The sequence below is a fragment of the Methylobacterium sp. UNC378MF genome, from assembly GCF_900103195.1.
Taxonomy (GTDB): domain Bacteria; phylum Pseudomonadota; class Alphaproteobacteria; order Rhizobiales; family Beijerinckiaceae; genus Methylobacterium.
Map to the genome: position 1 here is coordinate 144,635 of NZ_FMWU01000007.1, position 16,428 is coordinate 161,062.

General features: G+C 70.1%; 16 protein-coding genes and 1 riboswitch. Of the genes, 7 read left to right on the plus strand and 9 right to left on the minus strand.

The genetic code is table 11. The annotated features are described in order from the left end of the window. Positions 1–32: 32 nt before the first annotated feature. From cobW to BLT59_RS09515, 4 genes are read right to left on the minus strand one after another with little or no spacing between them, the layout of a single operon-like run. Positions 33–1,067: a cobalamin biosynthesis protein CobW gene (gene cobW / locus BLT59_RS09500; RefSeq protein ID WP_091778793.1), complete on the minus strand. Its 1,035-nt coding sequence runs from the start codon at positions 1,065–1,067 to the stop codon at positions 33–35. Beyond that, positions 1,064–1,465, minus strand: coding sequence for a DUF1636 domain-containing protein (locus tag BLT59_RS09505; protein ID WP_091778795.1), 402 nt, complete (start codon positions 1,463–1,465; stop codon positions 1,064–1,066). The genes cobW and BLT59_RS09505 overlap by 4 nt, the downstream gene beginning before the upstream one ends. After that, positions 1,458–2,195: a CbtA family protein gene (locus BLT59_RS09510; protein ID WP_091778797.1), complete on the minus strand. Its 738-nt coding sequence runs from the start codon at positions 2,193–2,195 to the stop codon at positions 1,458–1,460. Before BLT59_RS09510 ends, BLT59_RS09505 begins: the two co-directional genes overlap by 8 nt. Positions 2,196–2,211: 16 nt before the next feature. Then, positions 2,212–2,394 (minus strand): CbtB domain-containing protein, encoded by a 183-nt coding sequence (locus BLT59_RS09515; RefSeq protein WP_175543980.1) that lies wholly within the window; start codon positions 2,392–2,394, stop codon positions 2,212–2,214. Positions 2,395–2,428: 34 nt separating this feature from the next. Further along, positions 2,429–2,623, minus strand: a riboswitch (cobalamin riboswitch). Positions 2,624–2,787: 164 nt separating this feature from the next. Here BLT59_RS09515 and BLT59_RS09520 point away from each other — a divergent pair. Further along, on the plus strand, positions 2,788–4,152 hold the full coding sequence (locus tag BLT59_RS09520) for a discoidin domain-containing protein (RefSeq protein ID WP_091778801.1): 1,365 nt from the start codon (positions 2,788–2,790) through the stop codon (positions 4,150–4,152). 66 nt (positions 4,153–4,218) lie between these two features. Here the strand turns inward: BLT59_RS09520 and BLT59_RS09525 are convergent, their stop codons facing one another. The 4 genes from BLT59_RS09525 to secG form a co-directional block, all read right to left on the minus strand. Beyond that, positions 4,219–5,814, minus strand: coding sequence for a S10 family peptidase (locus BLT59_RS09525; protein WP_091778803.1), 1,596 nt, complete (start codon positions 5,812–5,814; stop codon positions 4,219–4,221). Further along, the gene (locus BLT59_RS09530; RefSeq protein ID WP_091778806.1) at positions 5,814–6,266 is read right to left on the minus strand and encodes a DNA polymerase III subunit chi; all 453 of its coding nucleotides are present in this window, start codon (positions 6,264–6,266) and stop codon (positions 5,814–5,816) included. Before BLT59_RS09530 ends, BLT59_RS09525 begins: the two co-directional genes overlap by 1 nt. A gap of 57 nt (positions 6,267–6,323) precedes the next feature. Further along, positions 6,324–7,952, minus strand: coding sequence for a CTP synthase (locus BLT59_RS09535; RefSeq protein WP_091778808.1), 1,629 nt, complete (start codon positions 7,950–7,952; stop codon positions 6,324–6,326). 156 nt (positions 7,953–8,108) lie between these two features. After that, a complete protein-coding gene (gene secG, locus BLT59_RS09540) occupies positions 8,109–8,528 on the minus strand; it encodes a preprotein translocase subunit SecG (RefSeq protein ID WP_091778810.1) in 420 nt (139 codons plus the stop codon). A gap of 308 nt (positions 8,529–8,836) precedes the next feature. On the opposite strand from secG, the gene BLT59_RS09545 reads away from it, so the two are divergent. Then, positions 8,837–9,292, plus strand: coding sequence for a nuclear transport factor 2 family protein (locus BLT59_RS09545; protein WP_091778812.1), 456 nt, complete (start codon positions 8,837–8,839; stop codon positions 9,290–9,292). A gap of 84 nt (positions 9,293–9,376) precedes the next feature. On the opposite strand, the gene tpiA is transcribed toward BLT59_RS09545, so the two are convergent. After that, a complete protein-coding gene (tpiA, locus tag BLT59_RS09550) occupies positions 9,377–10,138 on the minus strand; it encodes a triose-phosphate isomerase (protein WP_091778814.1) in 762 nt (253 codons plus the stop codon). A gap of 187 nt (positions 10,139–10,325) precedes the next feature. Between tpiA and BLT59_RS09555 the strand changes: the two genes are divergently transcribed. The 5 genes from BLT59_RS09555 to trpC all read left to right on the plus strand — a co-directional run bounded on the left by BLT59_RS09555 (position 10,326) and on the right by trpC (position 16,427). Next, a complete protein-coding gene (locus BLT59_RS09555) occupies positions 10,326–12,227 on the plus strand; it encodes a peptidylprolyl isomerase (protein WP_091778817.1) in 1,902 nt (633 codons plus the stop codon). A 3-nt stretch (positions 12,228–12,230) separates the two neighbouring features. Next, on the plus strand, positions 12,231–13,751 hold the full coding sequence (trpE, locus tag BLT59_RS09560) for an anthranilate synthase component I (RefSeq protein ID WP_091778819.1): 1,521 nt from the start codon (positions 12,231–12,233) through the stop codon (positions 13,749–13,751). A gap of 104 nt (positions 13,752–13,855) precedes the next feature. Next, positions 13,856–14,470, plus strand: a complete 615-nt coding sequence (locus BLT59_RS09565) for an anthranilate synthase component II (RefSeq protein ID WP_091778941.1) — start codon at positions 13,856–13,858, stop codon at positions 14,468–14,470. Positions 14,471–14,505: 35 nt separating this feature from the next. Next, positions 14,506–15,543 carry an anthranilate phosphoribosyltransferase gene (trpD, locus tag BLT59_RS09570; RefSeq protein WP_091778821.1) on the plus strand — a complete coding sequence of 346 codons (1,038 nt, stop codon included), beginning with the start codon at positions 14,506–14,508 and terminating at the stop codon, positions 15,541–15,543. Next, entirely contained in the window at positions 15,540–16,427 is an 888-nt protein-coding gene (gene trpC, locus BLT59_RS09575; RefSeq protein WP_091778823.1) for an indole-3-glycerol phosphate synthase TrpC, read from the plus strand. Before trpD ends, trpC begins: the two co-directional genes overlap by 4 nt. Position 16,428 lies beyond the last annotated feature (1 nt).

Below are 16,428 nucleotides of genomic sequence, written 5' to 3' on the forward strand. Positions count from 1 at the left end.
GACCGAGTCCGGGCGGGGGCGCGCCACAGTCGTCATCCCGCGAGGGCCGCCGCGACGGCGCCCTTGTCGAAACCCTTGAGGCCGATCACGACCAGCGTCCCGTCGCGGGCCTCTCCGGCCCGCCACGGCCGGTCGAAATGATGGGCCACGCGCCGGCCGACACCCTGCACCACGAGGCGCATCGGCTTGCCCTCTACCTCGGCGAAGCCCTTGATGCGCAGGACACCGACAGCCTCGGCCGCCTTCTCGACCCGGGCCGCGAGATCCCCAGCGGTCACCGCCGGGCGGACCGGCATCGCCACGGTTTCGAAATCGTCGTGGTCGTGATCCTCGCCCTCGCCGTGATGCGAGGGACGCGCATCGAGATCGTCCTCGGCGGCCGCCGCGAGGCCGAGCAGCACCCGCGGATCGATCGCGCCGTTCTCCGTCTCGACCACCTTCACGGCCCGGGGCAGATGCCCCTCGACCTCGGCGCGGACCCTGGTCCGGGTCGCGGCGTCGATGAGGTCGGCCTTGTTCAGCACCACGAGGTCGGCACAGAGGAGCTGATCCTCGAACACCTCCTCCAGCGGGTTGTCGTGGTCGACCGACTGATCGGCGGCCCGCTGGGCGGCCAGGGCCTCGGGATTCTCCGCGAAAGCGCCCGCGGCCACCGCCGGGCCGTCGACCACCGCGACGACGCCGTCGACGGTCACCCGCGAGCGGATCGCCGGCCATTGGAACGCCTGGACCAGCGGCTTCGGCAGCGCGAGGCCCGAGGTCTCGATCAGGATGTGCTCCGGCGGCTCCGCGCGGCCGAGCAGGGTCTCCAGTGCCGGCACGAAATCGTCTGCGACCGTGCAGCAGATGCAGCCGTTCGGCAGCTCGACGATCGCATCCTCGGTGCAGCCCTCGACCCCGCAGGCGGCCAGGAAGGACTTGTCGAAGCCGACGTCGCCGAACTCGTTCACCAGGATGGCGAGGCGGCGCCCTTTGGCGTTCTCGACGACGTGGCGGACCAGGGTGGTCTTTCCGGCCCCGAGGAAGCCCGTGACGATGGTGCAGGGAATCTTATTCACGAGGGTCATTCCGCGGCCTCCAGGGTGCCGGCGGGACGCGGGCGGGATTCGGGGAAAGGGGGTATACGGGCGATCACACCCTTGCGGAACGCCTCTGGGCGGGCGCGCCAAGGCACGAGCCCGTCCGGCGTCTCTGCGTACGCGGCAAGCCCGGCGAGGATCGTCTCGGCCGAAGCGGCCGGGTCCATGTCGCCGTAGACGTAGGTCCAGCGGTCCGCCGAGGCGACCGCCACGGTGCAGGGGCGCTTGCAAACGGACAGGCACTCCACCGCTTCGATTCGCAGGTCCGGTGCGCCCTCGCTTCGTGCCCGAAGCGCCTCCAGCAGGCGGGCCCCGGCACGGGGGCCGTCCGGATCGTCGTCCGGGCGGCGACAGGTTGTGCAGACGTACAGGACGGTCTCAGGCACGGGCCGCTCCCGGTTCCGTTCCGCGCGCAAAGGCCTGCCACGCCCAGCCGAATCCAAGGCCGATCAGGATCCAGAACACGAAGCTGATCGCCAGCGAGCGGGCGGCGAATTGGGCGGCCAGCACCGCCGGAAGCTCGGATGCGGCCTCCGGTGCCTGGGGCGCACCGACGACATGCGGGACGATGATCAGGACAAGGCCGCCGAGGATCGTGATCAGCGCGCGGCGGATCGTGATCAGATAGAGCCCCATGCCGGTCGCCGCGGCGGTCATCACCCACCACGCCTGACGGGCGGCGAGGGGTGCGGCCGCGCTTCCGGGCAGTTCCGGCGGCAGGCCGAGACCCGGCGCGAGGGCGACGCTGGCAAAGCCCGCCACCGCGAAGGCGAGACCGACCTGCGGCGTCGGCTCGCGGCCGCAGGCGAGCATCACCGCGCCGAGCAGCAGCGCGTAGCCGACGCCGCCGACGAGGGTCGCGAGACCGGTGAACGCCATCCGTGGCAGGCCCGGGCCGGGCTGCCATGCGGGCGCCGCGTCGGGCGCAGCGTGGTCGTGCCCGGCATGAGCCAGCACGATCGGCAGCGCCTGCGCGGCCTGATGGGGTGAGTCCTGCTGCTCGTAGCGCTCGGCTGCGACGATCAGCGGCGAGGTCAGCGTGAGTTCGAGGCCCGTCACGACGGCAGCCGCGAAGAAGCCGGCGGCGAGAGCCGCCGACAGAAGCCGGATGATCATCCCTGCGCCAGAGACGTCAGTGGCAGGGAAAATTCTGGGTATGGCGGAAATCGTGCGCCGCGTTGTGGAACGCGATCGCCGGCGAGAAGCCGGCCATGAACAGCAGGCCGAGGCCAAGCATGGCCGCGAGCGCAATGACGACCGGGCGCTCAGACGAGCGGGTGCCGGCGGCGACGGGGGCGAGGGTCTGCGTGGTCATGTCGAACTTCTCCAGCCGCCCCACCGGCGGCAATGCGGAATCCTGTCGTGACGGCAGGTCTCCTGGCTCGCGGCTCGGCGCGCCTACCGCCTTCCCGGATCGCTCCGGTGGCGCTTGGCAGGCGCTCGCCGCTCACAGTTGCGGGGGCAGCCGCGGAGTTGGGGCCTAGACCCCTCACCGCATTCCCTTTTCACCCCGTTTCCGGGGCACCGTCACGCCGCCGTTGTAGACGCATGACGGCCCGGACACAACGGAGCCGCGCCGGTTCGAACCCGATTCCCCTGCCTGTCCTCGGACCGCCGGGCTTGACGGCAGCGCCGCGATGCGGGCACCGCCGCACCGGACGCCCGGCCGGCCCGGCGCGGGTGCGTCCGTGCAGCTCGCGGAGACCCGATGGCCCTGGCAGACGATCCGAAGCCGGTCCTCCTCGACCTCGCGGCCGGCCACGATCCGCGGATCGTGTCGGAATCCGGAACCGGTACGGCCTGGCTTGAGGTCGACCTCGGCGGCCGCTTCCCGATCCACTCCGTCGTCTTGCACCCCCCGAAGGGGACCGTACCTCCGGAACCCGACGAGGTCGCGGTGGCGGTCTCGCGGGACGGCGTGACGTGGACCACGCCGGACATCGCCGGCTGGACCGCGACCCCGGACGCCCTCGTGGCTGTGATCGTCTCCGATGAGCGGGCCTGGGCGCGCGCGATGCGGATCGCCGTGCCGGATCCGACCCGCATCGCAAACGTGAATCTCCTGGCCGATGAGGCCGCCGTCGATCTCATCGCCCTGCGGTCGATGCTCGGCCTCGACGTGACGCTCCTGAACGAGAAGCCCGGCGCCAACGTCTACGTAACCTACAATCTCCAGTCCGCGCCCGGCCGCTCGAGCCATGCCCTGGTGGGCCTGTCGCTGTTTGAGAACGGCGCCTTCGGCAACTGCCTCGTGCAATACATTATCGCGGTCTCGATCGCGAAGGCGCTCAACCTGAAATACATAAAGGTCCCGAAGGCCGACCGCAGCAAGGTGATCTTCCTGACCGAGCGGCTGACCTGTGACGGCATCACCTTCATCCCGCCGGACGAGCCGCTGCCGCCGGACGGCTACTTCCTGTCCGGTCTCTACTTCGATCCGACGCAGTTCGAGCGCGTGACCGCTTTGCAGGGGCCGACCGACTCCCGCGCGATCGTGCAGAATGTCATCCGGCCCCTGTTCAACGGCCTGCCGAAGACCTTCCCGCCAAAGCCCGACGACCAGCTCCTGATTCACATCCGGTCAGGCGACATCTTCAGCACCTGGGTCGATCCGCACTATCCGCAGCCGCCCTTCGCCTTCTACCGGATGGTCATCGACCGGCTGTTGGCCGAGGGCCGGATCCGTTCCGTGAAGCTCGTCTTCGAGAACAGGTTGAATCCGGTCATTGCCGAGGTGGAGGCCTACGCGCAGCGGTGCGGCCTGCCGGTGGAAATCCAGAGCGAGTCGCTGATCTCCGACGTCGCCGCGCTCGTGGACGGCCGCTACCTCGTCTTCGGGTTGGGAACCTTCGGGCCGGCGATCTGCCACCTCTCGGAGCGTGTCGAGCAGGTGTTCTACTTCGCGTCCAATTGGCCGCAGGGCTTCCAGTCGATCCCGACCATCGGGAAAGTGGTCGAGGTCCGCGATCTCGACGGTCGCTACATGAAGGTCGGCGAGTGGCAGAACACCGACGCGCAGCGCCGGACGATGGTCGATTACCCCGCCGAAGCCCTCGCCTTCGACGACGCCTGATCGGAAGCGCGGCCTGCTGATCCCGGACCAGGGAATGCGCGCCAGCCTGCGCTCAGTCCAAAGACATCACGGCGCGGTCTTGAGCCGCTCCGCCGGCGCGCCGGCCGGGCGCGGCGAGCCGCCATCGCGAACCTTCAGCGTCTCCGTGTACATCCGTTCGACATCGGCCTTGAACGCCGCACGCGAATCCGGACGCGTGTAGAACATGTGGCCTCCCGGATAGACCGCGAGGTTCAGGCGGCCGGCGCCGTAGGCGGGGACCTGCGCCAGAAGAAGCTTCGAGGCGAAGTACGGCGTCACGAGATCGGTGAAGCCGTGCGCGACCAGGACCTGCAGGTGCCCGTCGAGCGCCAATGCGCCCTTGAGATTCGACAGAACCTCCGGGGCCTGCCGGCCTGAGCCCCAGCTCCAGCCGCGGTTTACGGCGTTGCTCAGCAGCTCGTAGCGCATGTTGGGCACGGGCCATTTGAGCGTCCGCGCGTAGAGGTCAAGCATCGCGCTGGTCAGTGGCGCCTGGAGCGCGGTGAGCTGCGGGTCCTCGAAGCTCGATTGCGCGGCGTCCGGGTTCGGGTCCCAGCCGGTGACGCCGGTGTCGTAGGCGCTCGCCACTCGGCCCTCGGCGCGATCAATCTCGCGCTGGACGCTCCGAGTGGAGAGGCGCGCGGCCTGGGCGCGCACCAGGCCGGGATCGAGTCCGACGAGCGGAGCAACCTTCTCGGTCATCCGCGCGACGGCTGCCGAATCGCTCGGCCCCTTCAGGAGGTCGGCCAGGTACGGACCCGAGGCGTAAGCCTCCGCGTCGCCCAGAAGGGCCGGCGTCGGAACCGTCCCGGCCCGCTCCAGGGCGCCGGCCGCGAGCGCCGGCAGCTTCAGAACGTAGCCCCACGGATTGGCCCGCGGCGTCTCCAGCGATCCGAAATCCAGCACCGGCGAGAGCAGCACCAGACCGGAGAGGCCGACACCGATCTCCTCCTGAAGCTTTTCGGCGATCAGCGGACCACGGAAGCCGCCATAGCTCTCGCCGACGAAGAATTTCGGGCTCGCCATGCGGTCGTTGACGCGCAGGTAGCGGGCGATCACCGCAGCCAGGGTCGACGCATCGGAATCGATCGACCAATAGGCTTTGCCGTTGCCGTCCGCGGCCCGGCTGTAGCCGGTGCCGACGGGATCGATGAAGACGAGATCGGTGAAGCCCAGCCACGTCCCGTCATTGGGCGTGAGCGCCACCGGCTGCGACGGGCTGATGCTGTCCCCGCCGACAGGCAGCCGCCAGGGGCCGATCGCCCCGATGTTCAGATAGGCTGACGCGGCACCCGGCCCGCCATTCACCGCGAAGGTCACCGGGCGTTCGCGGCCGGCCTCCGGCGCCATCGTGTAGGCGACGTAGGCGATCTCGGCCTGCAGCTTGCCCGCCTCGTCAACGAGCGGCAGGCTCCCGGCCGTGGCCGTGAAATCGAGGGTCCTGCCATCCGGGAGGGTGACGCTCTGCTTCGTCGTCGAATCCGGCGGCAGCCGTCGCCCCTCCGGTCCGCGCGGCGCCGGCTTGGTCTCCGTAGGAGGATGACCGTGCGGCATCTCCTGGGCGAGGATGCCCGAGGGCACCGCGATGGCCAGCGTGAAGGCGAGCGCGGCGCGCGCGAGACGTCTGTTGTGGGGCACCATCACGCCTTCTTGTTCCAGCGTCCGGACTCGTCCTGCTGCCAGTAGGCGACCGCGTGGCCCGCCTCCTTGGCCTGCTTCCATTGCTCGCGGGCGCGCAGGAGCGCATCCTGATCGGTCCCGTCGAACAGGATGCAGATCCGCTCATACGCGCCGGCATCGGGCGGCAGGTCGGCGCCCTCGACCAGGAAGCGGATCGAGGCCGCGTTGGGGTTCACGTCCCGAAGCGTCAGCACCACCGGCTGGCTCGCCGCATCGGGCTCGCGGTCGGTGCCATGCGGCAGGAAGCTCTCGTCGGAATAGGTCCACAGGTGGTCGTCCAGCGCCTGCAGACGCTCCTCGCTCGCCGCCTGGATCGCGGCCTGCCAGCCGCGGTCCAGCGAGCGCTCGACCAGATTCGGCAGCACCCGTTCCAGGGGCTGCCGCTGCATGTGATAGAAGAGGATCTCGGTCACGACCTCGACGATATAGGGCTCCGGGCCGCCGCGCGAGCAGCGGCGCGGAGCCGCGGCTCAGACCAGCCGGCTCTGCTCGATCGCGGCGCCGATGAAGCCCTTGAACAGCGGGTGCGGCTCGAAGGGGCGGGATTTCAGCTCCGGGTGGAACTGCACGCCGATGAACCACGGGTGCCCGACATGCTCCACCGTCTCGGGCAGGAGGCCGTCGGGGGACACGCCCGAGAAGCGCAGGCCCTTCGCCTCCAGCCGCTCGCGATAGGCCATGTTGACCTCGTAGCGATGGCGGTGGCGCTCGGAGATCTGCTCGGACCCGTAGATCTTCGCGATCTTCGACTCGGGATCGAGCTTCGCCTCGTAGGCGCCGAGCCGCATCGTACCGCCGAGATCGCCGGCCGCGGCCCGCCGCTCCAGCTCGTTGCCGCGCAGCCACTCGGTGAGCAGGCCGACCACCGGTTCTGAGGTGTCGCCGAATTCGGTGGAATTGGCCTCCGGCAAGCCCGCCAGCGAGCGGGCCGCCTCGATCACCGCCATCTGCATGCCGAAGCAGATGCCGAGATAGGGAATGCGCTTCTCGCGGGCGTAGCGGGCCGCGCGGATCTTGCCCTCGGCGCCGCGCTGGCCGAACCCGCCCGGCACGAGGATCCCGTTGAGATTCTCCAGGAACGGCGCCGGGTCCTCGCGCTCGAACACCTCGGCCTCGATCCACTCGAGATTGACCTTCACGCGGTGGCTGATGCCGCCATGGGTCAGCGCCTCGGTGAGCGACTTGTAGGCGTCCTTCAGCCCCGTGTACTTGCCCACGATGGCGATCGAGACCTCGCCCTCGGGGTTGCGCACCCGCTCGGCGATCGTGCGCCACCGGCCGAGATCCGGCTCCTCGCCGTGCTCCAGCCCGAAATGGCCGAGCACCTCCCGATCGAGGCCGGCCTTCCGGTAGGAGAGCGGCACCTCGTAGATCGACGCCACGTCCCGCGCCTCGATCACCGCGGTCTCGCGGACATTGCAGAACAGCGCCAGCTTGCGCCGCTCGTCGACCGGGATGTCCCGGTCGCAGCGGCAGAGCAGGATGTCGGGCTGGATGCCGATGGAGCGCAATTCCTTCACGGAGTGCTGCGTCGGCTTGGTCTTCAGCTCGCCCGCGGACGGGATGTAGGGCAGGAGCGTCAGGTGCACGTAGCAGCAGGTGCCCCGGGGCAGCTCCTGCCCGAGCTGGCGGATCGCCTCGAAGAACGGCAAGCCCTCGATGTCGCCCACCGTCCCGCCGATCTCGACCAGCACGAAGTCGAATGCGTCGTTGCCGTCGAGGACGAAATCCTTGATCGCGTTGGTGACGTGCGGGATCACCTGGATCGTGGCGCCGAGATAGTCGCCGCGCCGCTCCTTGGCGATGATGTCCTGGTAGATCCGACCCGTGGTGATGTTGTCGGCCCGGCTCGCCGGCACGCCGGTGAAGCGCTCGTAATGGCCGAGGTCGAGGTCGGTCTCGGCGCCGTCGTCGGTGACGAACACCTCGCCGTGCTGCGTCGGGCTCATCGTGCCCGGATCGACGTTCAGATAGGGGTCGAGCTTGCGCATCCGGACCCGGTAGCCGCGGGCCTGAAGGACCGCCGCCAGGGCCGCCGACGCAAGCCCCTTGCCGAGTGAGGAAACCACGCCGCCGGTGATGAAAACGTACCGCGTCATGGGCCTCGGTCCATAAAGAAGGTGCTGACGTTTGCCAAACGGCGAATGCCCCGGCCGTTGCATGGGCTGGGGATCACGGAACGCATGGCACGGGCCGGTCGAGCACCGGCCCGTCGGAGACGGGGTGAGACGCGGCGCCGCTTCGGGCGCGGCGCGTCAGCGCGACTGCGGCGCTTCCGGAACCGCCGGCTGGGCGGGCGCGGCCGGCTGTGCGGGTGCGGTCGCGGGCACCCGGTCCTGCTGCTGGCGCAGCGTGTCGAGCAGATTGTCGGCGCCGGTCGGCTGCTTGGCGGGCTGGCCCGAGGTCTGCGGCGCGCCGGTGTCGAGGATCGATTTCGGCGCCGCGGAGCGGTGGGACAGGATGGCCAGGACCAGGCTGGTGGTGAAGAACAGGGCCGCCAGGATCGCGGTCGCCCGGGTGAGGGCGTTGGCCTGGCCGCGGCCGGTCATGAAGCCGGCGACCCCGCCGCCTCCGCCGCCGCCCAGGCCGAGCCCGCCCTCGGAGCGCTGAAGCAGCACGACGCCGATCAGCGCGAGCACGATGATGAGGTGGACGACGATCAGGACGGTCTGCATCGGTGTTCCGGGATCTTCTTCAGCGCCGCGCGCCGGCAGCGGGCACCGGGAGACGAACGCACGATGGCCGGCGCCCGCGATCGTTTCCGGTGCTCCTCGGCACGCATGCGTGCGACGGGAAGCTCGTGGGCGACTTCGCGGGCGGACCGGCCGGAATTCGGCGACGGCATACACCACCGGCAGCCCGTCGCCAACCTGACGGGCGCGGCCGGTTGTCCGCATCGGCTCTCGCCTTCGGCCGCGCCGCGTGCTCTCTCCCCGGGCGAGGGCCGCCGAGCGAACGTGCAGCCCCGTCCGGGAGGCAAACCATGTCCGTGTCACGCCGAGCGGCGCTTGCCGCCGCCATCGCCGCGCCCGTTCTGATCCGGTCGGTCCCCGGGATTGCGGCCGGAACCGACGCCGGCGACGCCGCCGCCGTGGAGCAGGCCGTCGATGCCTTGACCAAGGCGCTGTTGGCCGCGGACGGACCCGCCCTCGACGCCCTGGTTCTCGACGGGCTGAGCTATGGCCATTCCAGCGGCTTGGTGCAGGACAAGGCGGCGTTCGTCGAGACGCTCACCAGCAAGCGCTCGGCTTTCCCGAGCATCACCCTGTCGGACCGCTCCGTCTCGGTGGTCGGCGACGATGCCGTCGCCCGACATGTCTTCACCGGCGAGGTCGTCTCAGGCGGCAAGACGGCGCCGGTGCATATCGGCGTAATGCAGGTCTGGCACCGCGAAGGCGGACGTTGGCGGCTGCTCGCCCGTCAGGCGTTCAAGATCTGATGCTACGCCCGCGCGATCGCCCCGCACCGTCTTTTCGAGCGAAGCGATCCGGTTGCGCGGTGCCTTCGGACCGCCGATGCGCCGTCAGGCGTAGGCGGCGCAGATCCCCAGGAAATCTTCGGCCACGAGGCTCGCGCCGCCGACCAGCGCACCGTCGACGTTCTCGACGGACAGAAGCTCACGGGCATTCCCCGGCTTCACCGAGCCGCCGTAGAGGATTCGGATCTTGTGCGCCTCGTCGCCCACGAGCTTGTCGAGCATCTCGCGCAGGGAGGCGTGGACTTCCGCGATGTCGCGGGGCGTCGGCGTCCGCCCGGAGCCGATCGCCCAGACCGGCTCGTAGGCGATCACCGTGTCGGCCGCCGTGGCACCCTTCGGCAGGCCGATGGCGAGCTGCGCGCGGACGATGTCGAGGGCGCGGCCCTGCTCGCGCTCCTCAATGGTCTCGCCGACGCAGATGATACCGCACAGACCCGCGCGCCGGGCACCCAGCGCCTTGGCGTGGACGCCGTCGTCGGTCTCGTGGTGGTAGGCCCGGCGCTCGGAATGGCCGACGATCACGTATTTGGCGCCGAGATCGGCGAGCATCTCGGCCGAGATCGAACCGGTGAAGGCGCCGCTCGGGCGGGCATGCAGATTCTGGCCACCGATGGCGATCGGCGAGCCGGCGACGGCCGCCACGCAGGAGCTGATCAAGGTCGCCGGCGGGCAGATCAGCACGTCGATCCGCGACGCGAGGTCCGGCGACAGCCCATCGCGAATCGCCTCGACCACCTGGATGGATGCCCGGGTCCCGTTCATCTTCCAGTTGCCGGCGACAAGCGGCCTGCGCCCCGACTGCGTCATTCCTGCCCTCGCTCTGCCGCGGCCTTTCCCGATGTTGCCGGGGCCTACCAGAGCGAGCTTGGGCGTGCAAACCGCCGGGAGCGCCCGAGCCTTTGCCTGTGGACGCGAATGGTCTATCGCGGTCGGCTCTCAGGGACAGCGCCGGCCCGGCGACGGGCTGGCTGCCGAAGGTACTCGATCACAGACCATGCTTCAGGGCATCCGCAACGCCAGCCAGCACTGGCTCGGCAAGATCGTCTTGACGATCATCTTCACGCTGCTGATCGCCGGCGTCGGGATCTTCGGCGTCGAGGAGTTCTTCCGCGGCGGCGCGAGCAACACGGTGGCGACCGTCGGCAGCACGCCGATCACCGCCGAGCAGGTGCGCCAAGCCTATCAAAACCAGCTGCAGCGCTATCAGACGCAGCTCAAGCGTCCGCTCACGCCCGATCAGGCGCGGATGCTCGGTCTCGACCGGCAGGTCATGTCCCAGCTGATCACCGAGGCCGCCCTCGATCAGAAGACCCACGATCTCGGCCTCGTCGTGCCGGATAGCGCGGTGATCAAGGCGATCCACGAGGAGAAGAGCTTCCAGAACCAGCAGGGCCAGTTCGAGCCGCAGCTCTTCTACCAGACCCTGCAGCGCGCGGGCCTCAACGAGGGCATGTTCGTGCGCGAGCAGCGCTCCGTCATCGCGCGTCTGCAACTCGCCGAGGCGGTGTCGTCGGACCTGCATGTGCCGGTCGCCATGCGGGAGGCTGTCCACCGCTACACCACCGAGCGCCGCGCCGCCGCCTACCTGATGCTGACGCCCTCGGTGGCGGGCCAGATTCCCGAGCCGACCGACGACGAGCTGAAGACCTGGTACGAGGCCAACAAAGCCGGATTCCGGGCGCCGGAGTTCCGGGCGGCCAGCCTCCTCTTGGTCGAGCCGGAGGCGATGGCGAAGCCGGACGCGATCACGGAGGCCGATGCCCGCGCCGCCTACGCGCTCAACAAGGATCGCTACGGCGCGCCCGAGAAGCGCACCATCCAGCAGATCGTCTTCCCCGATACGGCCGCGGCCGAGGCGGCCCGCAAGGCGATCACGGATGGCTCCAAGACGTTCGAGGCGGTGGCGACCGAGCGCGGCACCGACGACAAGGATCTGACGCTGGGCACGCTGACCAGGAGCGAGCTGTTCGACAAGGCGGTGGCCGACGCCGCCTTCGCGCTGCCGGAGGGCGGCGTGAGCCAGCCGGTCCAGGGCCGCTTCGGCACGGTGCTGCTGCGGGTGACCAAGATCGAGCCCGGGACGGTGAAGCCCTTCGAGGCCGTCGAGGGCGAGATCCGCAAGGCCCTCGCTCTGGCCCGCGCCCGCGACGCGATGGAGACGACACGCGACGCGATCGAGGATCAGCGCGCCGGCGCCAAGCCGCTGGCCGACATCGCGGCGGAGCGCGCGCTCAAGCTGGTCGCCGTCAAGGCCGTCGACGCCAACGGCAAGGGTCCGGACGGGCAGCGTGTCGCCGATATCCCCGATCCGGACACCACGCTGCCGGCCCTGTTCCGCGCCGAGATCGGCGGCGACAACGAGCCCCTGCGCACCAAGACCGGCGGCTATGTCTGGTACGACGTCACCGGGATCGACGCCGCGCACGACAAGCCCCTCGATCAGGTCAAGGACGGCGTGAAGGCCGGCTGGACCGCGACCGAGATCGCCAAGCGCCTTCAGGCCAAGGGGCGCGAGCTGGTCGAGAAGATCAACAAGGGCGAGACGATGGAAGCCGCCGCCCAGGAGGTCGGCGTCAACCTGCAGGAGGCGCAGGATCTCGCGCGCAACCAGGCCAAGGACATGCTCAAGCCGGACGACGTGAACCTGATCTTCGCGACGCCGGTGGGCAAGGCCGGCACGGCGGCGGCCGGGGATTCGCGGGCGGTCTTCAAGGTCACGGCGGCGACGGTTCCGGCCTTCGTGGCCGACAGCCCCAGCGACAAGCAGATCACGCAGAGCTTCCAGGCCGCCCTCGCGGACGACGTGCTGTCCCAGTACATCAGCGAGGTCCAGAAGAACGCGGGCGTCAAGGTCGATGCGCCGGCCCTGCGCCGCGCCATCGGCGGCGAGTATTGAGGCATGGCCGACGCGCCCGATTATGCGGCCTTTGCGGCGCGCTACGCGGCCGGACAGCCGAGCCTCGTCGCGATCAGCCTCGTGGCGGATCTGGAGACGCCAGTCGCGGCGTTCCTCAAGCTGCGCGCCGGCCATTCCGGGCCGGCCTTCCTCCTCGAATCGGTCGAGGGCGGGGCCGTCCGCGGCCGGTACTCCATGATCGGCCTCGATCCGGACCTGATCTGGCGCTGCCGGGACGGCACGCCGGCGGTCGCGCGGAGCGGCGATCTCACGCGGTTCGAGCCGGACGGCCGGGCGCCGCTGGCGAGCCTGCGGGCGCTGATTGCCGAGAGCGCGATCGGCGAGGCGGACGGCCAGGATCTGCCCCCGATGGCGGCCGGCCTGTTCGGCTATCTCGGCTACGACATGGTCCGCGCCATGGAGCGGCTGCCGGAGCCCAACCCGGATCCGCTCGGCGTGCCGGATGCGATCCTGATGCGTCCCCGCGTGATGGTCGTCTTCGACTCCATCCGCGACCTGATCACCGTCGTGTCGCCGGTCCGGCCCGTCGACGGCGTCGCGGCCCGCGCCGCCTATGAGGACGCGCTCCAGCGCCTCGACCGCGTGGCCGCTGCCCTGGAGGGGCCCCTGCCGATCGAGGCGCGGGTGGACCTGTCCGCCGTCGCCCATCCCGAACCGGTCTCGAACACGCCGCCCGATGCGTTCTTCGGCATGGTGGCGCGCGCCAAGGAGTACATCGTCGCGGGCGACGTGTTCCAGGTGGTGCTGTCCCAGCGCTTCTCGGCGCCGTTCACCCTGCCGGCCTTCAGCCTATATCGCTCCCTCCGGCGCACGAACCCGGCGCCGTTCCTGTGCTACCTCGATTTCGAGACCTTTCAGATCGTCTGCTCCTCGCCGGAGATCCTCGTGCGGGTGCGCGAGGGCACCGTCACGGTCCGCCCGATCGCCGGTACCCGCCGCCGCGGCGCCACCCCGGCCGAGGATGCCGCTCTCGCCGAGGAACTCCTCGCCGACCCGAAGGAGCGGGCCGAGCACCTGATGCTGCTCGATCTCGGCCGCAACGATGCCGGCCGGGTCTCTCGGATCGGCAGCGTCCGCGTGACCGACTCGTTCTTCATCGAGCGCTACAGCCAGGTCATGCACATCGTGTCGAATGTCGAGGGCGATCTTGACCCGCGCCACGATCCGCTCGACGCCCTGGCGGCCGGCTTCCCGGCCGGGACGGTCTCCGGCGCGCCGAAGGTGCGGGCCATGGAGATCATCGACGAGTTGGAGCGCGAGAAGCGCGGCCCCTATGCCGGCTGCATCGGCTATTTCGGTGCCCGGGGCGAGATGGACACCTGCATCGTCCTGCGCACCGCCGTGGTGAAGGACGGCCAGATGCATGTCCAGGCCGGAGCCGGGATCGTCTACGATTCGGATCCCGCCTCCGAGCAACAGGAATGCGTCAACAAGGCCAAGGCGCTGTTCCGGGCTGCCGAGGAGGCGGTGCGCTTCGCCGCGCAGGCGAAACGCGGGCAGTAGCCGAGCCGCGCGTCGGCTCCGATCCCGCCCACCGGCCGACGCAGATGGTTGACCGCGCGGATGCGAGGGGTCACATCGCCTGCATGCCCGAGCGTGCCGCCGCGATGCCCAACGTCCTCGTCATCGACAACTACGATTCCTTCACGTGGAATCTCGTGCACCTTATCGGTCCGCTCTGCGGCACGGTCGATGTCGTGCGCAACGACGCGCTCACGATTGCCGACATCCGCGCCAAGGCTCCTGACGCGATCGTGCTGTCGCCCGGGCCGTGCACGCCCACTGAGGCGGGCATCTGCCTCGACGTCGTCCGTGACCTGTCCGAGGAGATCCCGATCTTCGGCGTGTGCCTGGGCCTTCAGGCGATCGGCCAAGCATTCGGCGGCGATGTCGTGCGGGCGCCCCTGCCGCTTCACGGCAAGGTCTCGACGATCCGGCACGGCGCGCGCGGCCTGTTCCGCGGCTTGAACGACAGCTTCGAGGCGACCCGCTATCACTCCCTCGTTGTCGATCGCGCGACCTGCCCGTCGGCGCTGCGGGTCACCGCCGAGGCGGACGGCCTGATCATGGGTCTGGAACATGCCGAGCGCCCGCTCCACGGCGTCCAGTTCCATCCGGAGAGTATCCGGTCGCAGCACGGCACGGAGATCGTGAAGAACTTCCTGGATCTTGCCGCCGCCTGGAACACGGCGCGTGACAGGACGCGTGCCGACGTGCATTGACGCCGGGAGGCCGGGGCGGCCCTCCGTCAGAACCCATGGATCGTTTCAGACCCCATCTCGCGAAGGTCGCCGGGGGCCTCGCCCTCGACCGTGCCGAGTCCCGCGCCGCCTTCGACGACCTGTTGTCGGGCGAGGTGACGCCGGTCCAGGCCGGCGCCTTCCTGACCGCTCTCAAGGTGCGCGGCGAGACCGTCGAGGAGATCGTCGGCGCCGCAGAGGCCATGCGGGCGCGCATGACGCGCGTCTCGGCGCCGGCGAACGCCATCGACGTCGTCGGCACCGGCGGCGACCATTCCGGCAGCGTCAACGTGTCGACGCTGGCCGCCATCCTGGTGGCCGCCTGTGGCGTGCCCGTCGCCAAGCACGGCAACCGCGCCGCGACCTCGCGCTCCGGCGCCGCCGACGTGCTCGCGGCCCTGGGTGTCAGGCTCGGTCTCGACCCCGCTGGGCAGGCGCGCTGTCTCGACGAGGCCGGGCTCTGCTTCCTGTTCGCCCAGGCCCATCATCCCGCGATGCGCCACGTGGCGGCGGTCCGCTCGGAACTGCCGGTGCGGACGATCTTCAACCTGCTGGGCCCGCTGAGCAATCCGGCCGGCGTCGGCTACCAGCTCTTCGGCGTCGCCCAGGAGGCACTGGCCGAGCCGCTGACGCGCGTCCTCGCGGAACTCGGCAGCCGTCGGGTCTGGACCGTCCACGGTTCCGACGGGCTCGACGAGATCACCGTCACCGGCCCGACGCGGGTGGTCGTCCTCGATGACGGCAGGCTGTCCCGCTTCACCATCGATCCGCAGGAATTCGGGCTGACGCTGCGCGCGCCCGAGGAACTGCGCGGGGGCGATCCCGCCGACAATGCACGGGCGCTCGAGGCCGTTCTGGCAGGCGCCCGCAACGCCTATCGGGACATCGCGGTTCTCAATGCGGGGGCTGCACTCGTCGTCGCGGGAGCCGCACAGGCTCTGGCGGACGGGGTCGCGCAGGCGCAGGATGCGGTGGATTCCGGGGCTGCCCGGGCGACGCTCGCCCGCCTTGTCCGGGCTTCGAACGACCACTCCAACGGGCAGGAGGGCCGATGAGCTCGCTGACGCATGAGGCGACCCAGGAGACCGGCGCCGGAACGCCGCCCGAGCGGCCGAACGTCCTCGCCCGGATCGAGGCCTACAAGCGCCGCGAGATCGCCGAGGCGAAGCTGCGCGTGCCGCTCGCCAAGCTGGAGCGTCGGGTTGCGCAGGCGGAGCCGGTGCGCGGCTTCGCGGCGGCGATCCGCGCCCACCTCGCCGAGGACCGCCCGGCGCTGATCGCCGAGGTGAAGAAGGCCTCGCCCTCGAAGGGCCTGATCCGCGCCGATTTCGATCCGGCCACCCTGGCCGCCGCCTACGAGGCCGGAGGCGCAACATGCCTGTCGGTGCTCACCGACGAGCCCTCGTTCCAGGGCCGGCCCGAATACCTGACGGCGGCGCGTGGGGCCTGTGGGCTTCCGGTGCTGCGCAAGGATTTCCTGTTCGAGCCCTATCAGGTCTACGAGGCGCGGGCCTGGGGCGCCGACTGCATCCTCGTCATCATGGCCTGCCTCGACGACGACGAGGCCGTGGCCCTGGTGGAGACGGCGCATCTCCTCGGGATGGACGTTCTGGTCGAAGTGCATGATGCGGCCGAACTGACCCGAGCGATCCCGCTCGGTACGGCGCTGATCGGCATCAACAACCGCAACCTCAAGACCTTCGAGGTTTCGTTCGAGACCGCGATCCGGCTCGCACCGGGCATTCCGGCGGACCGCATTGCCGTGGCCGAGAGCGGGATCGGCGACCATGCCGACGTGGTACGTCTCCGGGACAACGGCCTCGGCGTGGTGCTCGTCGGCGAGAGCCTGATGCGGCAGCCGGACGTCACGAAGGCGGCCCGCACCTTGCTGTTCGGGGATGCGGAGGCCAAGGGCGGCAAGCCGCGGAAGAAGGCATAAG